The organism is Methanomicrobiales archaeon HGW-Methanomicrobiales-1, from assembly GCA_002839675.1.
In the GTDB taxonomy this organism is placed as follows: domain Archaea; phylum Halobacteriota; class Methanomicrobia; order Methanomicrobiales; family Methanospirillaceae; genus Methanoregula.
The window spans coordinates 15,623-33,204 of the sequence record PGYM01000005.1; the positions used below are offsets into that span (position 1 = coordinate 15,623).

The following is a 17,582-nucleotide window of genomic DNA, read 5'->3' on the forward strand; positions in this document are numbered from 1 at the left end:
GGTCAACTGCTCCTTGTCTTTATTGTTTGTTCGAGCCGGTTTATTAGGGGTTGCAAGCCGGGAGGGGACCAGCCCTGCTCAATATACTGCGGGTAGATGCAGAGCCGTTCCTTAAGTTCTGCCGTGCCGGCAATGATTTTGAGTTCTTCCATCGCCGGCCACGGGTGTTCGGGGTTCACGTAATCGATGGTGAGCGGTGAGACGCCCCCGAGGTCATCCACCCCGCACGGGATGAGTGACGTGGCATCGATCAGGTTGGGGGGGATCTGGATGGCGATGTCTTTGGGCAGGATGTCGCGTGCCATCCGGATCGTTGTGCAGATCTCATCGGTTGTTGGCACGGGACGGTCCGCCATAGGAGTGCCGGGTTTCGGGCAGAAGTTCTGGATGATGATCTCCTGGATATGCTTATGGCGCCGGTGAATGTCGCGGATAGCGTAAAGGGATTCTTCCCGGTCCGCCATGGTTTCGCCAATACCGAGAAGGAGACCGGTGGTGAACGGGATTTTGAGTTTACCGGCATCTTCAATCATCGCGAGCCGGACCTCCGGCTCCTTGCCCTTTGATGTTGCATGTGCCGGGATTCGTGCCGTGGTTTCGAGCATGAGTCCCATGCTGGCATTCACCGCACGCAGGCGCTCCATCTCATCGTATGTGAGTATACCGGCATTCGTGTGCGGCAGGACCCCGTATTCGATGCTCTTCCTGCACATCGCCTCGCAGTAATCGAGAATAGTTGCATAGCCCAGGGGTTTGAGGTACTGCATGAACCCGGGTTCCTCTTCCGGGTGCTCGCCAAAGGTGAACAGGGCTTCAGTACATCCCATTGCAGCGCCATGCCGGAGGGTCTTTTCCACCTCATCTTTTTCCATAAGGCACCCGTCCCTGACGGGAGTCCGGAAACAACAGTACCCGCACCGGTTCCGACAGACGGTGGTTAAGGGTAAAAAAACGTTTTTTGAAAAGGTGATGACCCGGTGCTGCATAGACTTTATGTTCTCCTTACGAGCTATTGAAAGTTAATGCAATGTGCCGTTAAACTGTAGGCCGGAAAGACGAAGAAACCGTAAACATAAATTACTGCACAGTTCATAGATGTCAACAGCATCAGCCAATTTATCTCAATATTATCGGAGCGGGGATGTCGGAACACGGTAACAAAAATGGAGTGCAAAAAAATGCGGCTGAACCTGATAGTGGCAACAGCCCCCGCGCTGAACCGGCAGAAGCAGAACTGAAACGGGCACTGGAGTTTGCGGAAAAGAAACTCCAGATTGTCGGGACTGTGACCCGGCATGATGTACTGAACCAGATGACGGCACTGGTCGGGTATAATGAACTGCTGGAGATGATGGTTGAAGATCCGAAACAGCGGTCATATCTGGAAAAGGAGAAGCAGGCAATCGATAAGATCCGCCGCCAGTTCCGGTTTGCCAAGGATTACCAGATGATCGGCGTTGAACCCCCCCGGTGGCAGTTGTTAAAAAACGTGTTCCACCGTGCGGTAGAAGAAGTTGATCTGAAAGGGATCCGGATTGTGGACCAGACCGGAGGTGCATCGGTGCAGGCCGATCCCCTTTTTGAAAAAGTCTTTACAAACCTGTTCGAAAACGCCCTGCGTCACAGTTCTGCAACTTCTATACAGATTTCCGTGGTCCGAAAGGATGCAGAAATCGTACTGGTTGTCGAAGATGACGGGAAGGGTATTGCTCTCGAGGATAAGACGAAAATATTCGAGCGTGGTTATGGAAAGGGAACCGGCTGGGGTCTCTTCCTTGCCATGGAGATCCTGATGTTCAACCATATGGCGATACAAGAGACCGGGGAACCCGGAAAAGGCACCCGGTTCGAGATCCGTATCCCGCAGGACCATTTCCGGCTCGAAGGCGGGGAACCGGAGGTACCGTAACCCCGGTAAAATTAAAAAAAGAAAAGAAAAGATAACTATTCCTGCATTACATCCGATTCCTGCATTTTTTCGAGTTCTTCTTCATTTACTGCTATGTAGACATCGATCTCCTTGTTCTCCGGGCGGGTGAACCGGGCATCGAACTGCTCGAAATCGCAGGTATAGGCACGGGGAAGTTTAGATCCCCAGACCGACATCCAGACTTCAAGGAGCGCATCCGGCATGGGACCGGCTGCCTTGAAGAGCGCATAGGTCTGGGCAGGAATCCGGGTAACCGCGAGCCCTTCAGGGATACTGTCGGCCTTTGATACTTCACTTCCTATCAGGTAGGAATATTCCCCGGTCCAGTCACTGTCATATTCAGAATATACGGAAAAAAAAGCCGGCGTCTTGGTGCGGTTGGTGATCTTTGCAGCCATGTTCTGGGTCAGAAATTCCTGCCAGCAGGCAGGAATATCGGCTACACTCCGGCCGTCTGCATTTGAAGTCCGGCGTTTAATGCCCATAATGATCCGTGCGGGCAGTTTCTTTACCGTAAATCCAGGTACATCCATTCCGGAATTATCAGCAGCCGGGATGTTAAACCTGCGGAATTTTTTCGCTCTGCAAAATCATATCAGCATCTTTTTTTCCCTGCCCCGCGTACATCGGTAAGAAAATGTGCCCGCACGCTCTTATCCCGTATAAGCCCGTAAACCCGAAGACCCGCCTGTCCACTATCCTCAATCAGGAAGAACGGGAAGCATTTGCCCGTGCCATGCTGCAGGATGTCATCACCAGTATCATTGATGCGAACTGCACTCCTGTCATCGTCAGCACTGAGCTCTATGAAAGCGAGGACGTCCAGATCACGATACCTGATGCCGATCTGAACAGTTCTCTTAACCAGGTAATTCCGGATTGTGAAGGCCCGATTCTCATCCTCATGGCGGATCTGCCTCTAGCGGATCGTGCCTCCATCCTGCGGGTCACCGGTACAGCGAGCGATATGGCGATAGTGCCCGGGCGTGGCGGGGGCACGAATGTGATCTATATCAAGGACACCAAGCGCTTCCATGTCGATTACTATGGGATGAGTTTCTTAAAACACATGAAGATCGCAGAGGAAGCGGGCCTCTCGGTCGAAGTGATCGACTCGTTCCGGCTTCACACGGACATCGATGAGAAAGAGGATCTGGCGGAGCTGCTGATCCACGGTACCGGCAAGAGCCGGGCGTACCTTGAAGGGCTGGGTATTACGTTAGTTGTCGAGAAGGGCCGGGTCGGTGTTGACCGGAAGCGATAGTCTTATCCAGCCTCCCGGCAAAAATTTCCTGCAATGAACGGGCAGTCCGGACTATCGTTAATCGAACTCCTTCATGGTCCGGAACCGGATGTCAACCGGATTATCAATACTTTTGTCACCCGGTTCAATGCTGCGTATGGCATCACGGGTGCTGACCGGTGGGATATCACCAAAGAAGACTGGCAGCGGTACGAGTTCCTTGGGGACCGGGTCCTTAACCTTATTGTCGCGCAGTCGCTGTTTACCCAGCGGGATGCGATGCTGAACGAAGGAGAGATGACCAAGATCTTAAGCAGCATCGTCTCCAACCGGGCCCTGGATGCCCTGACCCGCCGGCATGAGGAACAGGCCTTTTCCCGGCTGATCCCAAAATCCATCGGCGAACAAGGCACCTATGGGGAAAAGATCACCGGTGGTGCATTCGAGGCATTCATCGGTGCCCTGTACTGCGAAGTCGGGCTGGATGATGTGGCCTTTTTTGTCAACGCGATCATGGAAGATGCGGTTAACAGTTACAACCCGGGCCAGAATGCAAAAGGCATCCTGCAGGAATATTTCCAGAAAACAGACAAATCCGAAGTCCCGGAATACCGGGAGACGATGCGGATGGGCCCTGCGCATAAACCCGTCTTTACCTGCCAGGTTTTTTACCGGAATGATCTCCTGGGTGAGGGAACCGGGACAAGTAAACCGCTGGCAGAACAAGAAGCTGCCCGGCGGGCACTGGAAATGCTTGGGCTGATTCACCGGTGAAAACTACTCCTGATTGTGCATAAACCGTACCAGTGTCCGGTTTTTATTTTGCATGACTTCGTCCAGACAGGATCACTTCTGCGTTAATGGCAGAGACGATACAATACTCCCTGTCGTTTGCGCGGGGGGCCGTTACTTTACAACGAGGACCTTGCAGGTTGCTAATCGTACTACCTGTTCTGCAACACTGCCGAGCAGCAATCGTTCAAAACCGCGTTTTCCCTGGGTCCCGATCACGATAAGATCGATCTGTTTTTCTGTTGCAAACCTCACGATCTCGGCGGCCGGCTTCCCCTCAAGAGTCACGGTTTGCAGGTCTACACCCTCTGCCTTGGTACGGATCCGGTCGAGTGCGGCCTCAGCCTCACGCTGGATCACCGTCCAGGTATCGCGGACAACCCCGACGTCTGCTGATGAGGATTCAAGCACACTGACATCCATCACATATGCTGCAATTACTGTTGAACCGCAGACGCGGCCGATCTGCAGGGCTTCTTCAACAGCCGTCATGTTCTTTTCCGATCCGTCTGTTGCGATCAGGATTTTTTCAAATAATCTGGTTGCCATGTCTGTTTCCCCGTGTATGTCCGTTCTGCATTTATTTTGCCTTTTCTCCGGACCTATTCCTGCGTCTGTGACTTTGCAAACACACCCATGAACAGGCACTCGTCCGCCGCAATCGTATCAATGCCAACCTGATTGCCGATGGGAAGCCCGATGCCCCGGACAATCGCTGCCGGTGTGCATTCGTCTGCTTCGCCCATCACCAGTTCGGCGGCGGACACGATGTTGTCCCCCACCGCCCGTTTCGTTACCTCGAGTTTGCGACCAAAGAGATCGTTCCTGCCCCGGTCGTCGATGACCGCGGTAATCCCGGCACAGCCGATGGCAACCCCGCTGCACCCGAGGCGCATCGCATGTGTCCGGCTGTCTGCGATGATGACACCTACCTTCACGCCATACCTGCCCTCGATCGCAGTTTTGATAGCAAGGGCACTCAGGTCAGGATTTTTGGGAAGGGGCGTTACGCATCCTAAGGGTGCGTTGGAAGCATCGACACCGGCATTGGGTAACAGGGTGCCGGCTTTCATACACAACAAGAAACCGGGAATCCCCCCAACAACCGAATCGCTTTCCCGTAATACAACTTCAGCGGTGCGGGGATCCATCTGGTATTTTTTGCCCAGCTCCACTGCCTTGGGAGAAGGGGTGATGGTGGAGAGATCGATGATGTTTCCCTCAGCGGTTGCAACCGCCGTCTCGGCAAGCACAAGGATATCCCCGTTCCGGATACCCCCGCATTGCCGGTCCGCTGCATCCGCAGCCCGTGCCGCAACTGAGTCCCCGCTGCAGATGATCCCGGTAGAAAGCCCGAACACCTCAAAAGAGGTGTTCACGGCCGCTTCACCATCCGCTCAAAAACTGAGATAAGGTCCCGGGTCTGCGGCACATCGTGCGTCCGGACCAGGGATGCCCCTTTCTGGAGCAGCACCATCGTTACGGCAAGGCTGCCGGCAAGCCGGTCTTCCGGCTCCTTTTTCAGCAGGTTGCCGAGGAAGCTCTTGCGCGAGATTGCGGCAAGGACCGGGTGTCCAAATTCAGAAAAACGCTCATAATTCTGGCAGAGTTCCCAGTCATTGTCGAAGGTACGCAGGGGGTTCCAGTTCCCGACACCCGGGTCGAGTACATAGTTGTCAATCCCCGCAGACTCGCACCGACCGACAACGGTCTGGAGCGTTTTCATGGTTGCATCCATTCCGACCGCATCTCCCGGGTTGTAATTGGCGGCCATCAGGATAGCCGGCAGTCCTGCATCGGCAACCCGTTTGGCATAAGCAGGAGAGGACAGTCCGGAGATATCGTTTGCCGCGTGGATGCCATGCTTGAGACAGACGTCGAGCACCCAAGGGTTCATCGTGTCTACCGAGATGGTGAACCCGGTCCCGTCAAGTTCCTTGAGGGCTGCATCGATGCGGGATGCCTCTTCGGCCCCACTGATCGCCTGTGCATTGGGGGCCGTGCTACGGGCACCGAGATCGATAAGATCGGCGCCCTGCTCGATCATCTCCACGGCTTTTTTGTGGACCTCGTTGGTGGGGATGTAGGAATCGTGATAAAAGGATTCATAACTGCAGTTGATGACTCCCATCAGCCTGACGGGAGCATCGCCGCCAATAGCGAGCTTGTTTATCACACATTGTTGCATGACTTCACCTTTGCCGCCCGGTACGTATTTTCCATCAGGGTGGCGATCGTCATCGGGCCAACACCCCCGGGAACCGGGGTGATGGCGGATGCAATTTCACTCACCTTTGCATAATCCACGTCGCCGACCAGTTTGCCGTCCAGCTGGTTGATCCCTACATCGATGACAACGGCACCCGGCTTTACCATTTCCGGCTGGATGAAGTGGGCTTTGCCAATCGCAGAAACAAGAATATCGGCCCTTTTGAGTTCTTCAGCCAGATCCTTTGTCTTACTGTGGCAGATCGTTACCGTTGCATCGGCATTGAGCAGTAAGGCCGCCATGGGGCGTCCCACATCGATGCTGCGCCCGACAACGACCGCACGTGATCCTGCGATTGGAATCTTGTATTCTTTCAGCAGGGTCATAATCCCGGTGGGGGTGCACGAGGTGAACCGGGGCTTTCCCGAGAAGAGGAGCCCCATGTTCTCCGGGTGGTACCCGTCCACATCTTTCTGCGGGCTTATCGCATCGATCACGCGTTCTGCATCCACCTGTTTCGGGAGGGGGAGCTGAACGAGGATCCCGTCAATATCGGGGTCTTTGTTCAGCCGCTGGACCGATTCCAGTACTTTTTCCGTAGTTGCATCGGCAGGGAGTTCAATGCCCACCGATCCGATGCCCACCTGCTCGCAGGCACGGTGCTTCATCCGCACATACATCTGCGATGCGGGGTCGCTGCCGACAATCACCGTGGCAAGGCGGGGATAGAGCCCGGAATCCTCGATCTCCTCTTTGAGGAGTTCAAGTCGCATCGCCGAGCACTTCTTTCCATCAAGGATTATGACCATAATGATTCCTGAAAAATATGGGTGAATTATTCCGGATAAATGGGGAATTGTTTGGACATGGTTTCGACTTTTGCATGCACATCCTTGATCGCGGCTTCATTCTGGACATCCTTGACAATGATGGCGATCCAGTTGCCGATGTTGCGCATCTCTGCCTCTTTCATGCCGCGTGAAGTGACGGCGGGGGTGCCGACACGAAGACCGCTGGTGACAAACGGGCTCTTGGTCTCGTTCGGGATCGTGTTCTTGTTCACCGTTATGCCGGCTTTTCCGAGTGCGACTTCTGCTTCAAGACCGGTGATACCCTGTGCGGTCAGGTCAAGGAGCATCAGGTGGTTGTCGGTACCACCGGAGACGAGCCGGAGGCCGTTGTTCATCAAGGTCTCTGCAAGCACCTTTGCGTTCTTAACTACCTGCTGGCTGTAGACTTTGAACGATGGCTTGAGGGCTTCTTCGAAACAGACTGCCTTTGCCGTAATCGTGTGCATAAGGGGGCCGCCCTGCATGCCGGGGAAGATTGCCTTGTCGATGGCCGGGCCGTATTCACTGTTGCACATGATCGCGCCGCCACGGGGTCCTCTGAGGGTCTTGTGGGTGGTGGTGGTCGTGAAGTTTACGACGCCGACTGAGTTCGGGTGGACACCCGTTGCGCACAGCCCGGCGATATGGGCAATATCGGCCATACAGTACGCGCCTACGTCGTCTGCAATCGACTGGAATGCCTTGAAGTCGATGGTACGGGGGTACGCGGATGCACCGCAGACCAGCATCTTGGGCTTCTCCTTCTTGGCCAGTTCCTCGACTGCGCCGTAATCGATCATCTCGGTCTTCGGGTCAACGCCGTACTGGGCAACCTTGTAAAACTTGCCCGTGAAACTGACCGGTGAGCCATGGGACAGGTGACCGCCCTGCTGGAGCTTCATGCTCATCAGGGTATCTCCCAGGTTCATGAACGCAAAATAAACCGCCATGTTTGCCTGGGTGCCGGAGTGGGGCTGTACATTGGCATGCTCTGCCCCGAACAGTTTCTTCAACCGGTCACGGGCGAGGTTCTCTGCCATATCGTGGAACTCACAACCGCCGTAATACCGTTTCCCGGGGTAACCTTCGGCATACTTGTTGGTCATGATCGACCCCATAGCTTCAAGTACCGCGTGGGAGACGAGATTTTCAGACGCAATGAGCTCAAGGCCATTGGTCTGGCGCAGTCGTTCTTTCTCGATAATATCTGCTATTTCTGGATCAGTTTTAGACAGATAAGACATATGCACTAAGGTTCGTCTGGATCAGGTAATACCTTTTCTTAAGTATCCAGTACCGGAATAATGCGGCCCCGGTCCTGAAACGATACCCACACAATGCCCGCAAACGGTTACCTGTCGTTGTTTTGTAAAAAACAAAGGAAATCACACCCGGTTTTGTTAACTGTCCGTACAGGGTGTAATACCGGAAAATGGGGTGCAGGCAGAACGATACGCAAAATTCCCGACATTTTAGCCATAATAGAGCGCAAACCTTTTTTCCTAAACAGGCGATCATTAGTATTATTATTAAGGTATGCGCCGCACCTGTACAGTAAGAACCTCTGCTGGTGCTGATGTATGCAGAGATCTAGCATCCTAAAGCATGGACAAGAACAGGAGTGACTGAAAACAATGTTGGAAAATTCAGGAATCGGGGCTGCGACTGAGGACCGGATTGCGGCACTGGAAAAGAAGATGAGAGAGATGGAAGCACTGGTTAAGGGCCTTACCCAGGAGCTGCTGGACCTCAAGTCGATCGCTATGAAGATGTCCAAGCAGACCGACGAACGCAGGTTGCAGGAACTCAAGCGTGGCCCGACTGTTGTCCAGAATCAGTCTTCACCATCAGCAGAGGCCGGAAGTGTATCTTCCAGCGGCAGTACCGTCGTCATGCGGAAAGGCGCACGCCAGCCCGATGTGCCAGAAGCACCTCCGGAGCCGATCATGGACCTGATCATGCAGCAGGACGGGACCATGAAACTCGAACCCCGCCGTGGCGATAAGGATTACATTGTTGCCCGTGCCGGCTATGGCCAGAAGAAAGGCGCAGCAGGCAAGCCCAAACAGGCTGACCTGATCTATGCTGCCGAAGATGAAAAGAAGGATCCTGCAAAGAAGTAAGGAGCCGGATCTTTGCATATCACAGAACTCGAAATAGATAATTTCAAGTCTTTTTCCAAAAAGACAAAAATCCCTTTTTTGGAAGGGTTCACGGTGATATCCGGGCCTAACGGGTCCGGCAAAAGCAACATCATTGATTCCATTCTTTTTGTCCTGGCACTTTCGAGTTCCCGCAATCTCCGTGCCGAGAAGCTCACGGATTTAATCAACTTAAACTCCGGGCGCAACATTGCAGAAGTTGCCCTCCAGTTCTCCGATGGCACGAAGATCCGCCGGCGGATCAAGCGGACCGGTAACGGGTATTACAGCTATAACTACCTCAATGACCGGCTCTGCAAACAGAGTGATATTGTCGAACATCTCGCAAAGCACGGGATCAAACCTCACGGCTACAACGTGGTGATGCAGGGCGATGTGACCCGCATCATGGAGATGAGCGATTTCGAGCGGCGCAAGATCATCGATGAGATCGCCGGGGTCTCCGAGTTCGATACCAAGAAACAACAGGCCCTCTCGGAGCTCGACATCGTCCGCGAGCGGATCGAACGCGAGGAGCTCCTGCTCATCGAACTGGGCAAGCGGGCAAATGAACTCAGGCGCGAACGCGAGCATGCCCTCGAGTACCAGAAATGGCAGAAGGATCTCTCGTATTTCCAGAACTGCCGGGCCGTTGCCCAGCTGCATGACCGGGAAAAGGAACTCAACTCTCTCCTCCGCTCTACAGAAGAGCACAAGATCCACCTGACCCGGATCGCGTCTGACCGGAGCATCGAGGAGAACGAGCTTGCGTACCTCAAGGCGGACTTAAAGGATATCGACGACCTGATCAACAAGAAGAGCGGGTCGGACTATCTCAAGCTGATCGCAGAACTCGAAGAAGCCAAGAGCGGAATCAAGCTTGCCGAGCAGACGATTGTCCGGCTCCGGAAGGAGAAGGAAACCAATCTTGAGGCGATCAACCGCACGTACATGGATACGAAACGGGCCGAGGCGCGGGTTGCCGAATGTACCGACCTGATCCGTTCACTCACCATCGATCGCACGAACGTTGCCATGGAAGTGGCGACCTTCCGGGCCCAGCTGGAAAAAACCGAGACCGAGTTAAAGGCGCATTCCGAAGATACCGAAGGCTCGCGGGAGAAACTGTTCACGCTCCTCAAGGAGAGCGAGGAGAAGAAGGCGCAGCGTTCCGGCATCCTGCACCAGCAGGACATGCTCATCGAGAAGAGCCGGATGCGCACCACCGAGCTGGAACGCTTAACCCTTCTCTTAAAACAACTCGATGAGGAATATACTGCCAAGCAGGCCCAGCTGACCGACAGCGAGAAGAGTGTCGGGGACCTTGCGGCAGAGAAGAAGGAGCTCGACCGCAATCTTTCGGAACTCGAAGGCTCGATGTTTGCCCAGCGTTCTACGCTCGAACGGCTGAAAAATGAGATACGGTCTGCCGAACAGGACGCGTTCCGGCTGGAGGCTGCCCAGCAGGCCCGGGGGGAATCGGGCGGCAAGGCCCTCGAAGCGATCAAGGCAATGGAAGGGATTCACGGCACCATTGCGGACCTCGGCAAAGCACCCCCCGAGTACTCGATGGCGCTCAATATTGCCGCGGGCAACAAGCTCCAGTTCGTGGTCTGCGATGATGACCAGATTGCGGCAGATGCCATCCGGTACCTCAAGGAGGAGCGGCTCGGGCGGGCCACGTTCCTTCCGCTCAATAAATTAAAACCGCCCCAGCTCCCGCCACTCAAGGAGCCGGGCGTGATCGATTATGCAGTAAACCTGATCGATTACGACCCGAAATATGACCGGGCATTTGCGGTTGCGCTGGGTGGCACCGTTGTCGTCGATACCCTTGACCGGGCCCGGAAACTCATTGGCAAGTTCCGCATGGTCACGCTCGAGGGTGAAATCCTTGAAAAGAGCGGGGCGATGACCGGCGGGTCGGCAAAGAAGCAGGCCATCCGGGGTTTCGGTGCCGCAGTGGACGATGAGATCATGCGGGTTCGGTCGCACCTTGGCGAGCTGATGGGTGAAGCAGCGACCCTGGAAGCCGGCGTCAAGCGACTCACCGAAGAGGTGGATGCCCGGCGTACAACAAGGAACGAGATCGACCAGAAAGTTGCCCGCTTCGGCATGTTCACCGAGGAGTTCTCGCGCCGGTTCGAGGCGATTACGGTCGAGAAGCAGACCATTGAAGCCGCTGTAGCCCGGCAGGCAGAAGAGACCCGGAATGGCGGTGCAGAACTAGCCTCGCTCGAAGGCGAGCTGGACAAGACAACCGATGAGATCAATGCGATCACGGTCCGGATTGACGAGATCAAGAAACGCCTCGACGATACCAACATTCCGGCTCTCACCGAGCAGATGGAGCGGAAGCGCAAGGAGATCGAGGAAGCGGAACGCCGGCTCCGGAATAAGGATGGCGACATCAACGATGCCCAGCGCGAACGCCAGCACTTCAATGCCCGCCTGGTCGAACTGGGTGAAGACCGGGCCCGGCAGGACGAGCGCAACCGCCAGATCGATACCGACATCGCGGGCTCCAATGATCAGATCGTCATCCACAAGTCCCAGATTGCCGCCCTCGAAGAGCGGCAGAAGGAGTTCTCCGTGGTTCTTGACGAGCTCCGCACCAAGCGGGGCGAGGCCTCGCAGCATATCCAGGACTCGGAACTCAAACTCATGAAGTTCGATGCCGACAAGGAGCGGATCACCATCCAGCTGGGGGCAATCGATGAGCGTGCCAAAACCCTTGGCATTGAAGTCGAGATGCTCAGGCAGCAGGTGGGAGATATGGACATCTCTCTTTCCCTAAAGGAAATCGAAGGGAAAATTGCCGAAGCTGACGGCGCCCTTAGGAAGATCGGCGCCGTCAACATGCTCGCGATCGAGGAGTATGAGAAAGTGGAGCGACAGGTGGGCGAACGAACGGAGCGAAAGGAAACCCTGTCGAGCGAGCGGACGAGCCTGATCGAACGGATCGAGATGTTCGAGCAGATGAAATTCGAAGCCTTCACTGCCGCCTTCAAGGCAATCGACACCAACTTCCGGGAGATCTTTGCCCGCCTCACCAGCGGGAGCGGGAATCTCGTGCTGGAAAACGAAGAGGATCCGTTTGCCGGCGGGATGACGTTTGCCGTCAAGCCTAGGGACAAGAAAGTCCACCTGCTCTCGTCCCTTTCCGGCGGGGAAAAGTCCCTGACCACGCTGGCGTTCATCTTCTCCATCCAGCGGTACATCCCCGCCCCGTTCTATGCTTTCGATGAAGTGGATATGTCCCTCGATGGTTCGAACGTGGAACGGATCTCATCGATGGTTACCGAACTTGCGCCCAACTCGCAGTTCGTTATCGTCTCGCTGCGCAAGCCGATGATCGATGCTGCACAGCGGATCATGGGAGTCACGCTGCGGTCCGACAAGAGCACGCTGGTCACCGGGGTCAAGGCACATGGCGGCGCCTGAGGGTTCCGGCCTCCCGCCGGATGTGGAACAGGCCCCTTCAGACCCCACACCGGTCACTTCAGGTAAGAATGTGGCGGATGTACCTGCGGATGGGGCGAAGAACCCGGAAGATAAGCAAAATACGGACAGGGAAGATCCCACAAGCGGGGTTGCCGAAACCTTGGAAGACGCCCCGCTGGTAACTGAATCAGAGAATGGCGGAGCACTGGAAGACCCGATCGAGATCCTGGTCGGGCTTGCCGAGCGGGGAGAGATCGATCCCTGGAACATCAATATCATCGAAGTGACCGACCGTTTCCTCAAGGAGCTTGAGCGGCGGCGGGAACTCAATCTCAAGCTCTCGGGACGCACCCTCTTTTACGCAGCCACGCTCCTGCGCATGAAGTCCGAGCAGCTGGAGATCCTTGCAGCCCCGGAGGATGAGGAGAGCGAGGATGACGATGGCTCGTTCGGAGAAGACTATGACGGGATGCCGGACGGGGAGATCGAATACACCGGACGGCTGGGAATCATCGAGCGGCTCGAACACGAGATCCAGCGCAGGCTCGATCGCAAGAATATGCGGAAGAGCCCGATCACGCTCTTCGAGCTGATCACCGAGCTCAAGAATATCGAGAAAGAAGAACGGCGACGCCGGCGGATGGCAGCGGACCCGAGCGAGGCCTTCCTCATCGATGCCGATGACGTGGTCAGCATTGCCCATGACGAAGGCTACCAGGCATCCTCATCGGTAGTCCTGGAGGAGTGCCTTTCCCTCCTTGAGATTGATGGCGAGATGACGCTTGCCGAGCTCTGCGAGAAACTGGGATGGGGCATGCCGGAAGTGTATATCCCGCTGTTGTTCCTGGCACATGAGGGGCGGTGCCAGCTCCGGCAGGAGGAGTTTTTTGGGGATATCTGGGTGCAGCTGTGCCGGGTGGAAGAAGAAGAGCTCGTTTCCGGCTCCGGTTCTGAGTGAATTTCCGGATTAATTGTTTCTGTTTTGATATGCCGGACCGCAGCAATCAACCCGACCGGTTTTTATACTAACCGGCGACACTCTCCTTTATCATGTCCACTCATTACCGAACTCTCGTAGTTGCCGGCCTGATCCTGGCCTGCCTCATCCTGGGCATTGTACCGGCTGCTGCAGAATCTTCGCAGTACCGCATCTACTCGGACCCGCCTGGTGCCAGTTTCTGTGTCGATTACCATTGCGGTTATACCACACCCGATGATTTCCCGGTACTGGGCAATACCTGGCATACCATCACTGTATCCATGCCCGGTTTCCAGACCTGGAGCACCTACGATGGTGTCGGGGATAGCGGCACTGAAGTAATCAACGCCCTCCTGGTATCAAACCCCGACTCGTACGGGTGGCTTGATCTCAACCCCTTCGAGGCGGACATCTATATCGATGGCATCTACTACGGGAATGGTAAACAGATCATCCCCCTCTCCCCGGGAAGCCACACGCTCCTGCTCAAGAAGGTCGGCTATTATGATTCCACAACCCCGCTTTCCATAACTGCCGGGGAGACCTTCCCCACCGCCATAGGCATGGTGCCCTATACACAGTCGCCGGCCTACGGTGATCTCCAGGTCCAGTCCGTTCCCCCCGGAGCCGCGGTATACGTGAACGAGAATTACCAGGGAATCACGTACCCGGGCGATCCTGTCTATGTCACCCAGCTTGCACCGGGCACCTACAATGTCAGGCTCGTGATGCAGGATTACCAGCCCTTTACCCAGACCATCGTAGTCCTGCCGGGCATCACCGGCCAGATCACTGCTGCTATGGCACCCGAGCTGCCCCCGGCTCCCGATACCACCGGCCAGCTGTTCGTGGGTTCCACCCCCTCGGGAGCTGGCATCTACCTTGACAACAAGTACAGCGGAGTAACACCCATGGTGCTGGCTGACATTCCTGCGGGAAGCCATACCCTCGCGCTCCGGCAGGCCGGGTACGCGGAATGGACATCGGCAGTGACGGTTACCGGGGGAAGTTATACGGAGATATCCGGGACTCTTGTTCCCTCAACAATACCCACAAAACCTGTACCGCAGCCGACACCGGCCGGGCTCATGGTAGTTATCCCTCTGGCAGGTATCGGGATCTGCGGTTTTTTCGTGCTCATGAGTAAGAAGGAGTAACGGGATTTTTTTAAAAATTCTGATAAGGAGATTTCCCATAGTATTGCGGGATTCTCATTGCGGTTACGGCATTTCTTCCCGGAATTATTCCAGTGCCGGCACGTTGTCCGTCCACATCTCGACCTTCTTTTTAATCGTATCATCAGTATAGGATGACACCGTTACCCGGTCCCGGGCAAGACTCAGGAAATATAACTCGCCGTTCGGATCATGGCATTTCAGGATCACAGAGAAATGGTCGGCATCGGGGAGATGCTGGGGCTTTCCGCGATGGGCAGCGATGTTAGCCATATTGGAGATAACCGCAGCGATGCCCAACTGGTAGCCTTCGACCGAGTCGTACGTTTCATGCCCTACCCCAACCCGCTTCTGCATCGCATCTTCATACACGAACTTCGCGGTGTACTGCTCGCGGACTTTCCCGACCGGGGGATTGTTCTTTCTCTTCACCCAGTAGGACGTGCATCCGAGTGGGTTCGTCATGATGAGCGATTTGATGACCGCGTTGAATGCCGTGATATCCGGGAAAGGACTCTTCAGGATATGCATCGCGCTCTTTGTTCCGGGTTTCTGGCGGAAGTGTCTCATAGTTCTTCACCGGGTTCCTGCCAAGTCTCGCCCGCTTTGCTCTCCCGGGAAAATTCTGACCCGGCTGATTGTGAGTGGAGAGTAAAAGCAGGTCGACTCAAGTCTATATCTGGTGGATTTGCGATGAGTCGATAAATTCCTGTTGGTCAATTGCACGGGAGCATTGGGGGGTCAGTGAGGGACAGGCTTAAGGAAATTTCACGATCCCCTGTTGGTAGTTTCCCGTATAAGTTGTCTACCTCTCCATCGTTGAATAACTGATGTTTGTTCATGGAAAAGTTATTTCGTCCGTTCGACCGGATCACCATAATTGCATTTGTCCCTCACTGACCCCCCTCACCCCCTCCCCTGTCTGACTGCTATTTTTGCTGGAAAGTTGGTGCATTTTGCGATGATAAATGGGAAGAACGATCTCAATCGCAATGGTATTGTTGCTGATGGGGGGGTCAGTGAGGGACATTTTGATAGCTGTGACCAGCAGCCAATTATTTTTGCACTTCATTGGTCAGACTTCGCCAAACTTCGGGACGACTCCCCTCAGTTGGCAGGAATTCTGCTCCTTGCTACTAAAGAACGGTAAAAAAAGTTGAATCAGGTGCCCACAGCCGCTACCGTGGAATAACTCTGCGGGAAAAACGTCACCGCTATCATATTCCGGAGCCCGTTCTCAAGAGGCAGGATCACAAGTTCCAGCATACCACCGATCACGAGTGACCCAATCACGGCCCAGAACAGCGCCACCATCACCGAAGTAATAAGCGGTTTTTTTGTCAGGGCCTGGATCCCGTATCCCGCGATGAAGACTGTAAAAATAATGCCTGCAAGGACAAATGCGAGTGCCACGTATTGGGAAAGTATCCCGGGGATAAGCCGGGGAACCTGCACAAAGGCAAGCACAGTACCGAGGAACAATGGCACTGGTAGGCTGTATGCACAGATGGTGAACGCTGGATTCCAGGACCGGATACCGGTTATCAGCCACAGGCAGAGCGCAAGGATGATTGTCGATATTCCCAGGAACAAAATCGCATAAACGGTGCGCTCGATTGGCGCGATAATGAGGACAGAGGGGCTGAAAATAATGCCCAGTACATCTGCAAATCCTGGTTTGAATACCGCAGGGGGGCCAAACAGAACGAAAACTGCCCACTGGAGCTGGCTTGCGAGATTCTGTAAGAAGGCGAGGATGATCGTGAAGAACAGGAAGAAGAACAAAGGTGTCTTGTAATCCCCGGCGCCGAATTCGCTGATTGCTTCTTTCGGCCGGGAGAGAAGAATATACAACCGGTGTGCCATGAAACCGGGAAATGCCCGGATCGTTTTCCATTCACCCGGTTTTTCCCAGGGGGTTCCGGCCCGGGGGCATCCCGCCAGCAGCTCTGCAAGTTTTCCCATGATGAACTTTTTTTATGCTTCTATATATAGTGTGAATAAAGCGGTTTACAATACGGTACATGTAGGAGTGGGTTTTCCGGATTTCGCGTGTATACACACAGGTACAGCAGGATACTGCTGAAAGCCAGTAATCGCGCGAACCTTCCGAGATACCTTTCGCAGCAGATTTCTGGTTTTTGTGCGGCAGCCCCTCCGGTTTTTGCGTCCCGGACTGGAATATCCTGCGCGATCACGCGAACCGATTGCACATACTATAGTGGTGTAAATCCCCCGGGAACTCAGATCTCCGGAGTATTCCGGCAATGCGCGATTGCGGCAAGCATCCGGACTGTTTTGGTGTGATCCGCTCCTTTACCGGCGTGAAATCATCCTCTCCCCAAAATGCGCTCCAAGAATTCCGAGCTGAAAAAATGCGTGTCCTTACGGTTTCGGGCCCTTACGCGCAGTACGGGAAAAATGCGATAAAATCCCGGAAAACAGTGCAGAAAACCGGTTCCCGAACCGTTTTGTCTTTATGGTCCGGAAAAATAGTTTCCGGGCAATAAAATACGGGGAAGAAACAGGGTTGTGATGGGGGACAATCTTTAAATGGCTGGCTGTGTTATATGTAGATCCACAAAATCTGATGACAAACCGACGAAACCCTTCCTTCGGGAACGGGTGTCGGTTTCGAGGGAAAAACAACGCAGGCAACAAGGTATAAATAACCTTGAATCCTATGTTGTAGGCCCGTGGACGCGTGAGAAATCACGACGATGTCCACTGTTCAGATACAGTTCGATGAGGACCCGAGCACTCCGGTTTAACCGGCCTTGGTTCTGATGGGAAAACAATGCGTGTAACAAGGTATAAATATCCTTGAAACCTACATTGT

17 protein-coding genes and 1 pseudogene are annotated in these 17,582 nt (G+C 54.6%); 9 read left to right on the forward strand and 9 right to left on the reverse strand.

Going from position 1 to position 17,582, the window contains the following annotated elements:
* Positions 1 to 2 precede the first annotated feature (2 nt).
* Positions 3 to 986, reverse strand: coding sequence for a 7,8-didemethyl-8-hydroxy-5-deazariboflavin synthase subunit CofG (cofG, locus tag CVV30_12545; protein ID PKL67715.1), 984 nt, complete (start codon positions 984 to 986; stop codon positions 3 to 5).
* A 155-nt stretch (positions 987 to 1,141) separates the two neighbouring features.
* Between cofG and CVV30_12550 the strand changes: the two genes are divergently transcribed.
* Positions 1,142 to 1,909, forward strand: a complete 768-nt coding sequence (locus tag CVV30_12550) for a sensor histidine kinase (GenBank protein ID PKL67716.1) — start codon at positions 1,142 to 1,144, stop codon at positions 1,907 to 1,909.
* A 35-nt stretch (positions 1,910 to 1,944) separates the two neighbouring features.
* Here CVV30_12550 and CVV30_12555 read toward each other — a convergent pair whose 3' ends face one another.
* Entirely contained in the window at positions 1,945 to 2,463 is a 519-nt protein-coding gene (locus CVV30_12555; GenBank protein ID PKL67717.1) for an AraC family transcriptional regulator, read from the reverse strand.
* 104 nt (positions 2,464 to 2,567) lie between these two features.
* On the opposite strand from CVV30_12555, the gene cofC reads away from it, so the two are divergent.
* Positions 2,568 to 3,194, forward strand: coding sequence for a 2-phospho-L-lactate guanylyltransferase (cofC, locus tag CVV30_12560; protein ID PKL67718.1), 627 nt, complete (start codon positions 2,568 to 2,570; stop codon positions 3,192 to 3,194).
* Positions 3,195 to 3,227: 33 nt separating this feature from the next.
* On the forward strand, positions 3,228 to 3,947 hold the full coding sequence (locus CVV30_12565; protein ID PKL67719.1) for a ribonuclease III: 720 nt from the start codon (positions 3,228 to 3,230) through the stop codon (positions 3,945 to 3,947).
* A 132-nt stretch (positions 3,948 to 4,079) separates the two neighbouring features.
* On the opposite strand, the gene CVV30_12570 is transcribed toward CVV30_12565, so the two are convergent.
* From CVV30_12570 to CVV30_12590, 5 genes are read right to left on the reverse strand one after another with little or no spacing between them, the layout of a single operon-like run.
* On the reverse strand, positions 4,080 to 4,514 hold the full coding sequence (locus tag CVV30_12570) for a universal stress protein (protein ID PKL67720.1): 435 nt from the start codon (positions 4,512 to 4,514) through the stop codon (positions 4,080 to 4,082).
* A gap of 53 nt (positions 4,515 to 4,567) precedes the next feature.
* Positions 4,568 to 5,344 (reverse strand): coenzyme F420-0:L-glutamate ligase, encoded by a 777-nt coding sequence (gene cofE / locus CVV30_12575; GenBank protein ID PKL67721.1) that lies wholly within the window; start codon positions 5,342 to 5,344, stop codon positions 4,568 to 4,570.
* Positions 5,341 to 6,153: a dihydropteroate synthase gene (gene folP, locus CVV30_12580; protein PKL67722.1), complete on the reverse strand. Its 813-nt coding sequence runs from the start codon at positions 6,151 to 6,153 to the stop codon at positions 5,341 to 5,343. Before folP ends, cofE begins: the two co-directional genes overlap by 4 nt.
* Positions 6,138 to 6,983, reverse strand: coding sequence for a bifunctional methylenetetrahydrofolate dehydrogenase/methenyltetrahydrofolate cyclohydrolase FolD (locus tag CVV30_12585; protein PKL67723.1), 846 nt, complete (start codon positions 6,981 to 6,983; stop codon positions 6,138 to 6,140). The genes folP and CVV30_12585 overlap by 16 nt, the downstream gene beginning before the upstream one ends.
* Before the next feature lie 26 nt (positions 6,984 to 7,009).
* Positions 7,010 to 8,248 (reverse strand): serine hydroxymethyltransferase, encoded by a 1,239-nt coding sequence (locus tag CVV30_12590; protein PKL67724.1) that lies wholly within the window; start codon positions 8,246 to 8,248, stop codon positions 7,010 to 7,012.
* A gap of 336 nt (positions 8,249 to 8,584) precedes the next feature.
* Between CVV30_12590 and CVV30_12595 the strand changes: the two are divergent.
* The 4 genes and pseudogenes from CVV30_12595 (at position 8,585) to CVV30_12610 (ending at position 14,725) form a co-directional block, all read left to right on the forward strand.
* A pseudogene (locus CVV30_12595) lies at positions 8,585 to 9,127 on the forward strand (hypothetical protein).
* 12 nt (positions 9,128 to 9,139) lie between these two features.
* Positions 9,140 to 12,589, forward strand: coding sequence for a chromosome segregation protein SMC (gene smc, locus CVV30_12600; GenBank protein ID PKL67725.1), 3,450 nt, complete (start codon positions 9,140 to 9,142; stop codon positions 12,587 to 12,589).
* On the forward strand, positions 12,576 to 13,547 hold the full coding sequence (locus tag CVV30_12605) for a segregation/condensation protein A (protein ID PKL67726.1): 972 nt from the start codon (positions 12,576 to 12,578) through the stop codon (positions 13,545 to 13,547). Before smc ends, CVV30_12605 begins: the two co-directional genes overlap by 14 nt.
* A 92-nt stretch (positions 13,548 to 13,639) precedes the next feature.
* Positions 13,640 to 14,725: a hypothetical protein gene (locus CVV30_12610; GenBank protein PKL67727.1), complete on the forward strand. Its 1,086-nt coding sequence runs from the start codon at positions 13,640 to 13,642 to the stop codon at positions 14,723 to 14,725.
* An 84-nt stretch (positions 14,726 to 14,809) separates the two neighbouring features.
* On the opposite strand, the gene CVV30_12615 is transcribed toward CVV30_12610, so the two are convergent.
* Entirely contained in the window at positions 14,810 to 15,313 is a 504-nt protein-coding gene (locus CVV30_12615; GenBank protein PKL67728.1) for a hypothetical protein, read from the reverse strand.
* Positions 15,314 to 15,704: 391 nt separating this feature from the next.
* Between CVV30_12615 and CVV30_12620 the strand changes: the two genes are divergently transcribed.
* Entirely contained in the window at positions 15,705 to 15,893 is a 189-nt protein-coding gene (locus CVV30_12620) for a hypothetical protein (protein ID PKL67729.1), read from the forward strand.
* Positions 15,894 to 15,904: 11 nt separating this feature from the next.
* On the opposite strand, the gene CVV30_12625 is transcribed toward CVV30_12620, so the two are convergent.
* Positions 15,905 to 16,708 carry a hypothetical protein gene (locus CVV30_12625; GenBank protein ID PKL67730.1) on the reverse strand — a complete coding sequence of 268 codons (804 nt, stop codon included), beginning with the start codon at positions 16,706 to 16,708 and terminating at the stop codon, positions 15,905 to 15,907.
* 302 nt (positions 16,709 to 17,010) lie between these two features.
* On the opposite strand from CVV30_12625, the gene CVV30_12630 reads away from it, so the two are divergent.
* Entirely contained in the window at positions 17,011 to 17,253 is a 243-nt protein-coding gene (locus CVV30_12630) for a hypothetical protein (protein PKL67731.1), read from the forward strand.
* Positions 17,254 to 17,582: the final 329 nt, after the last annotated feature.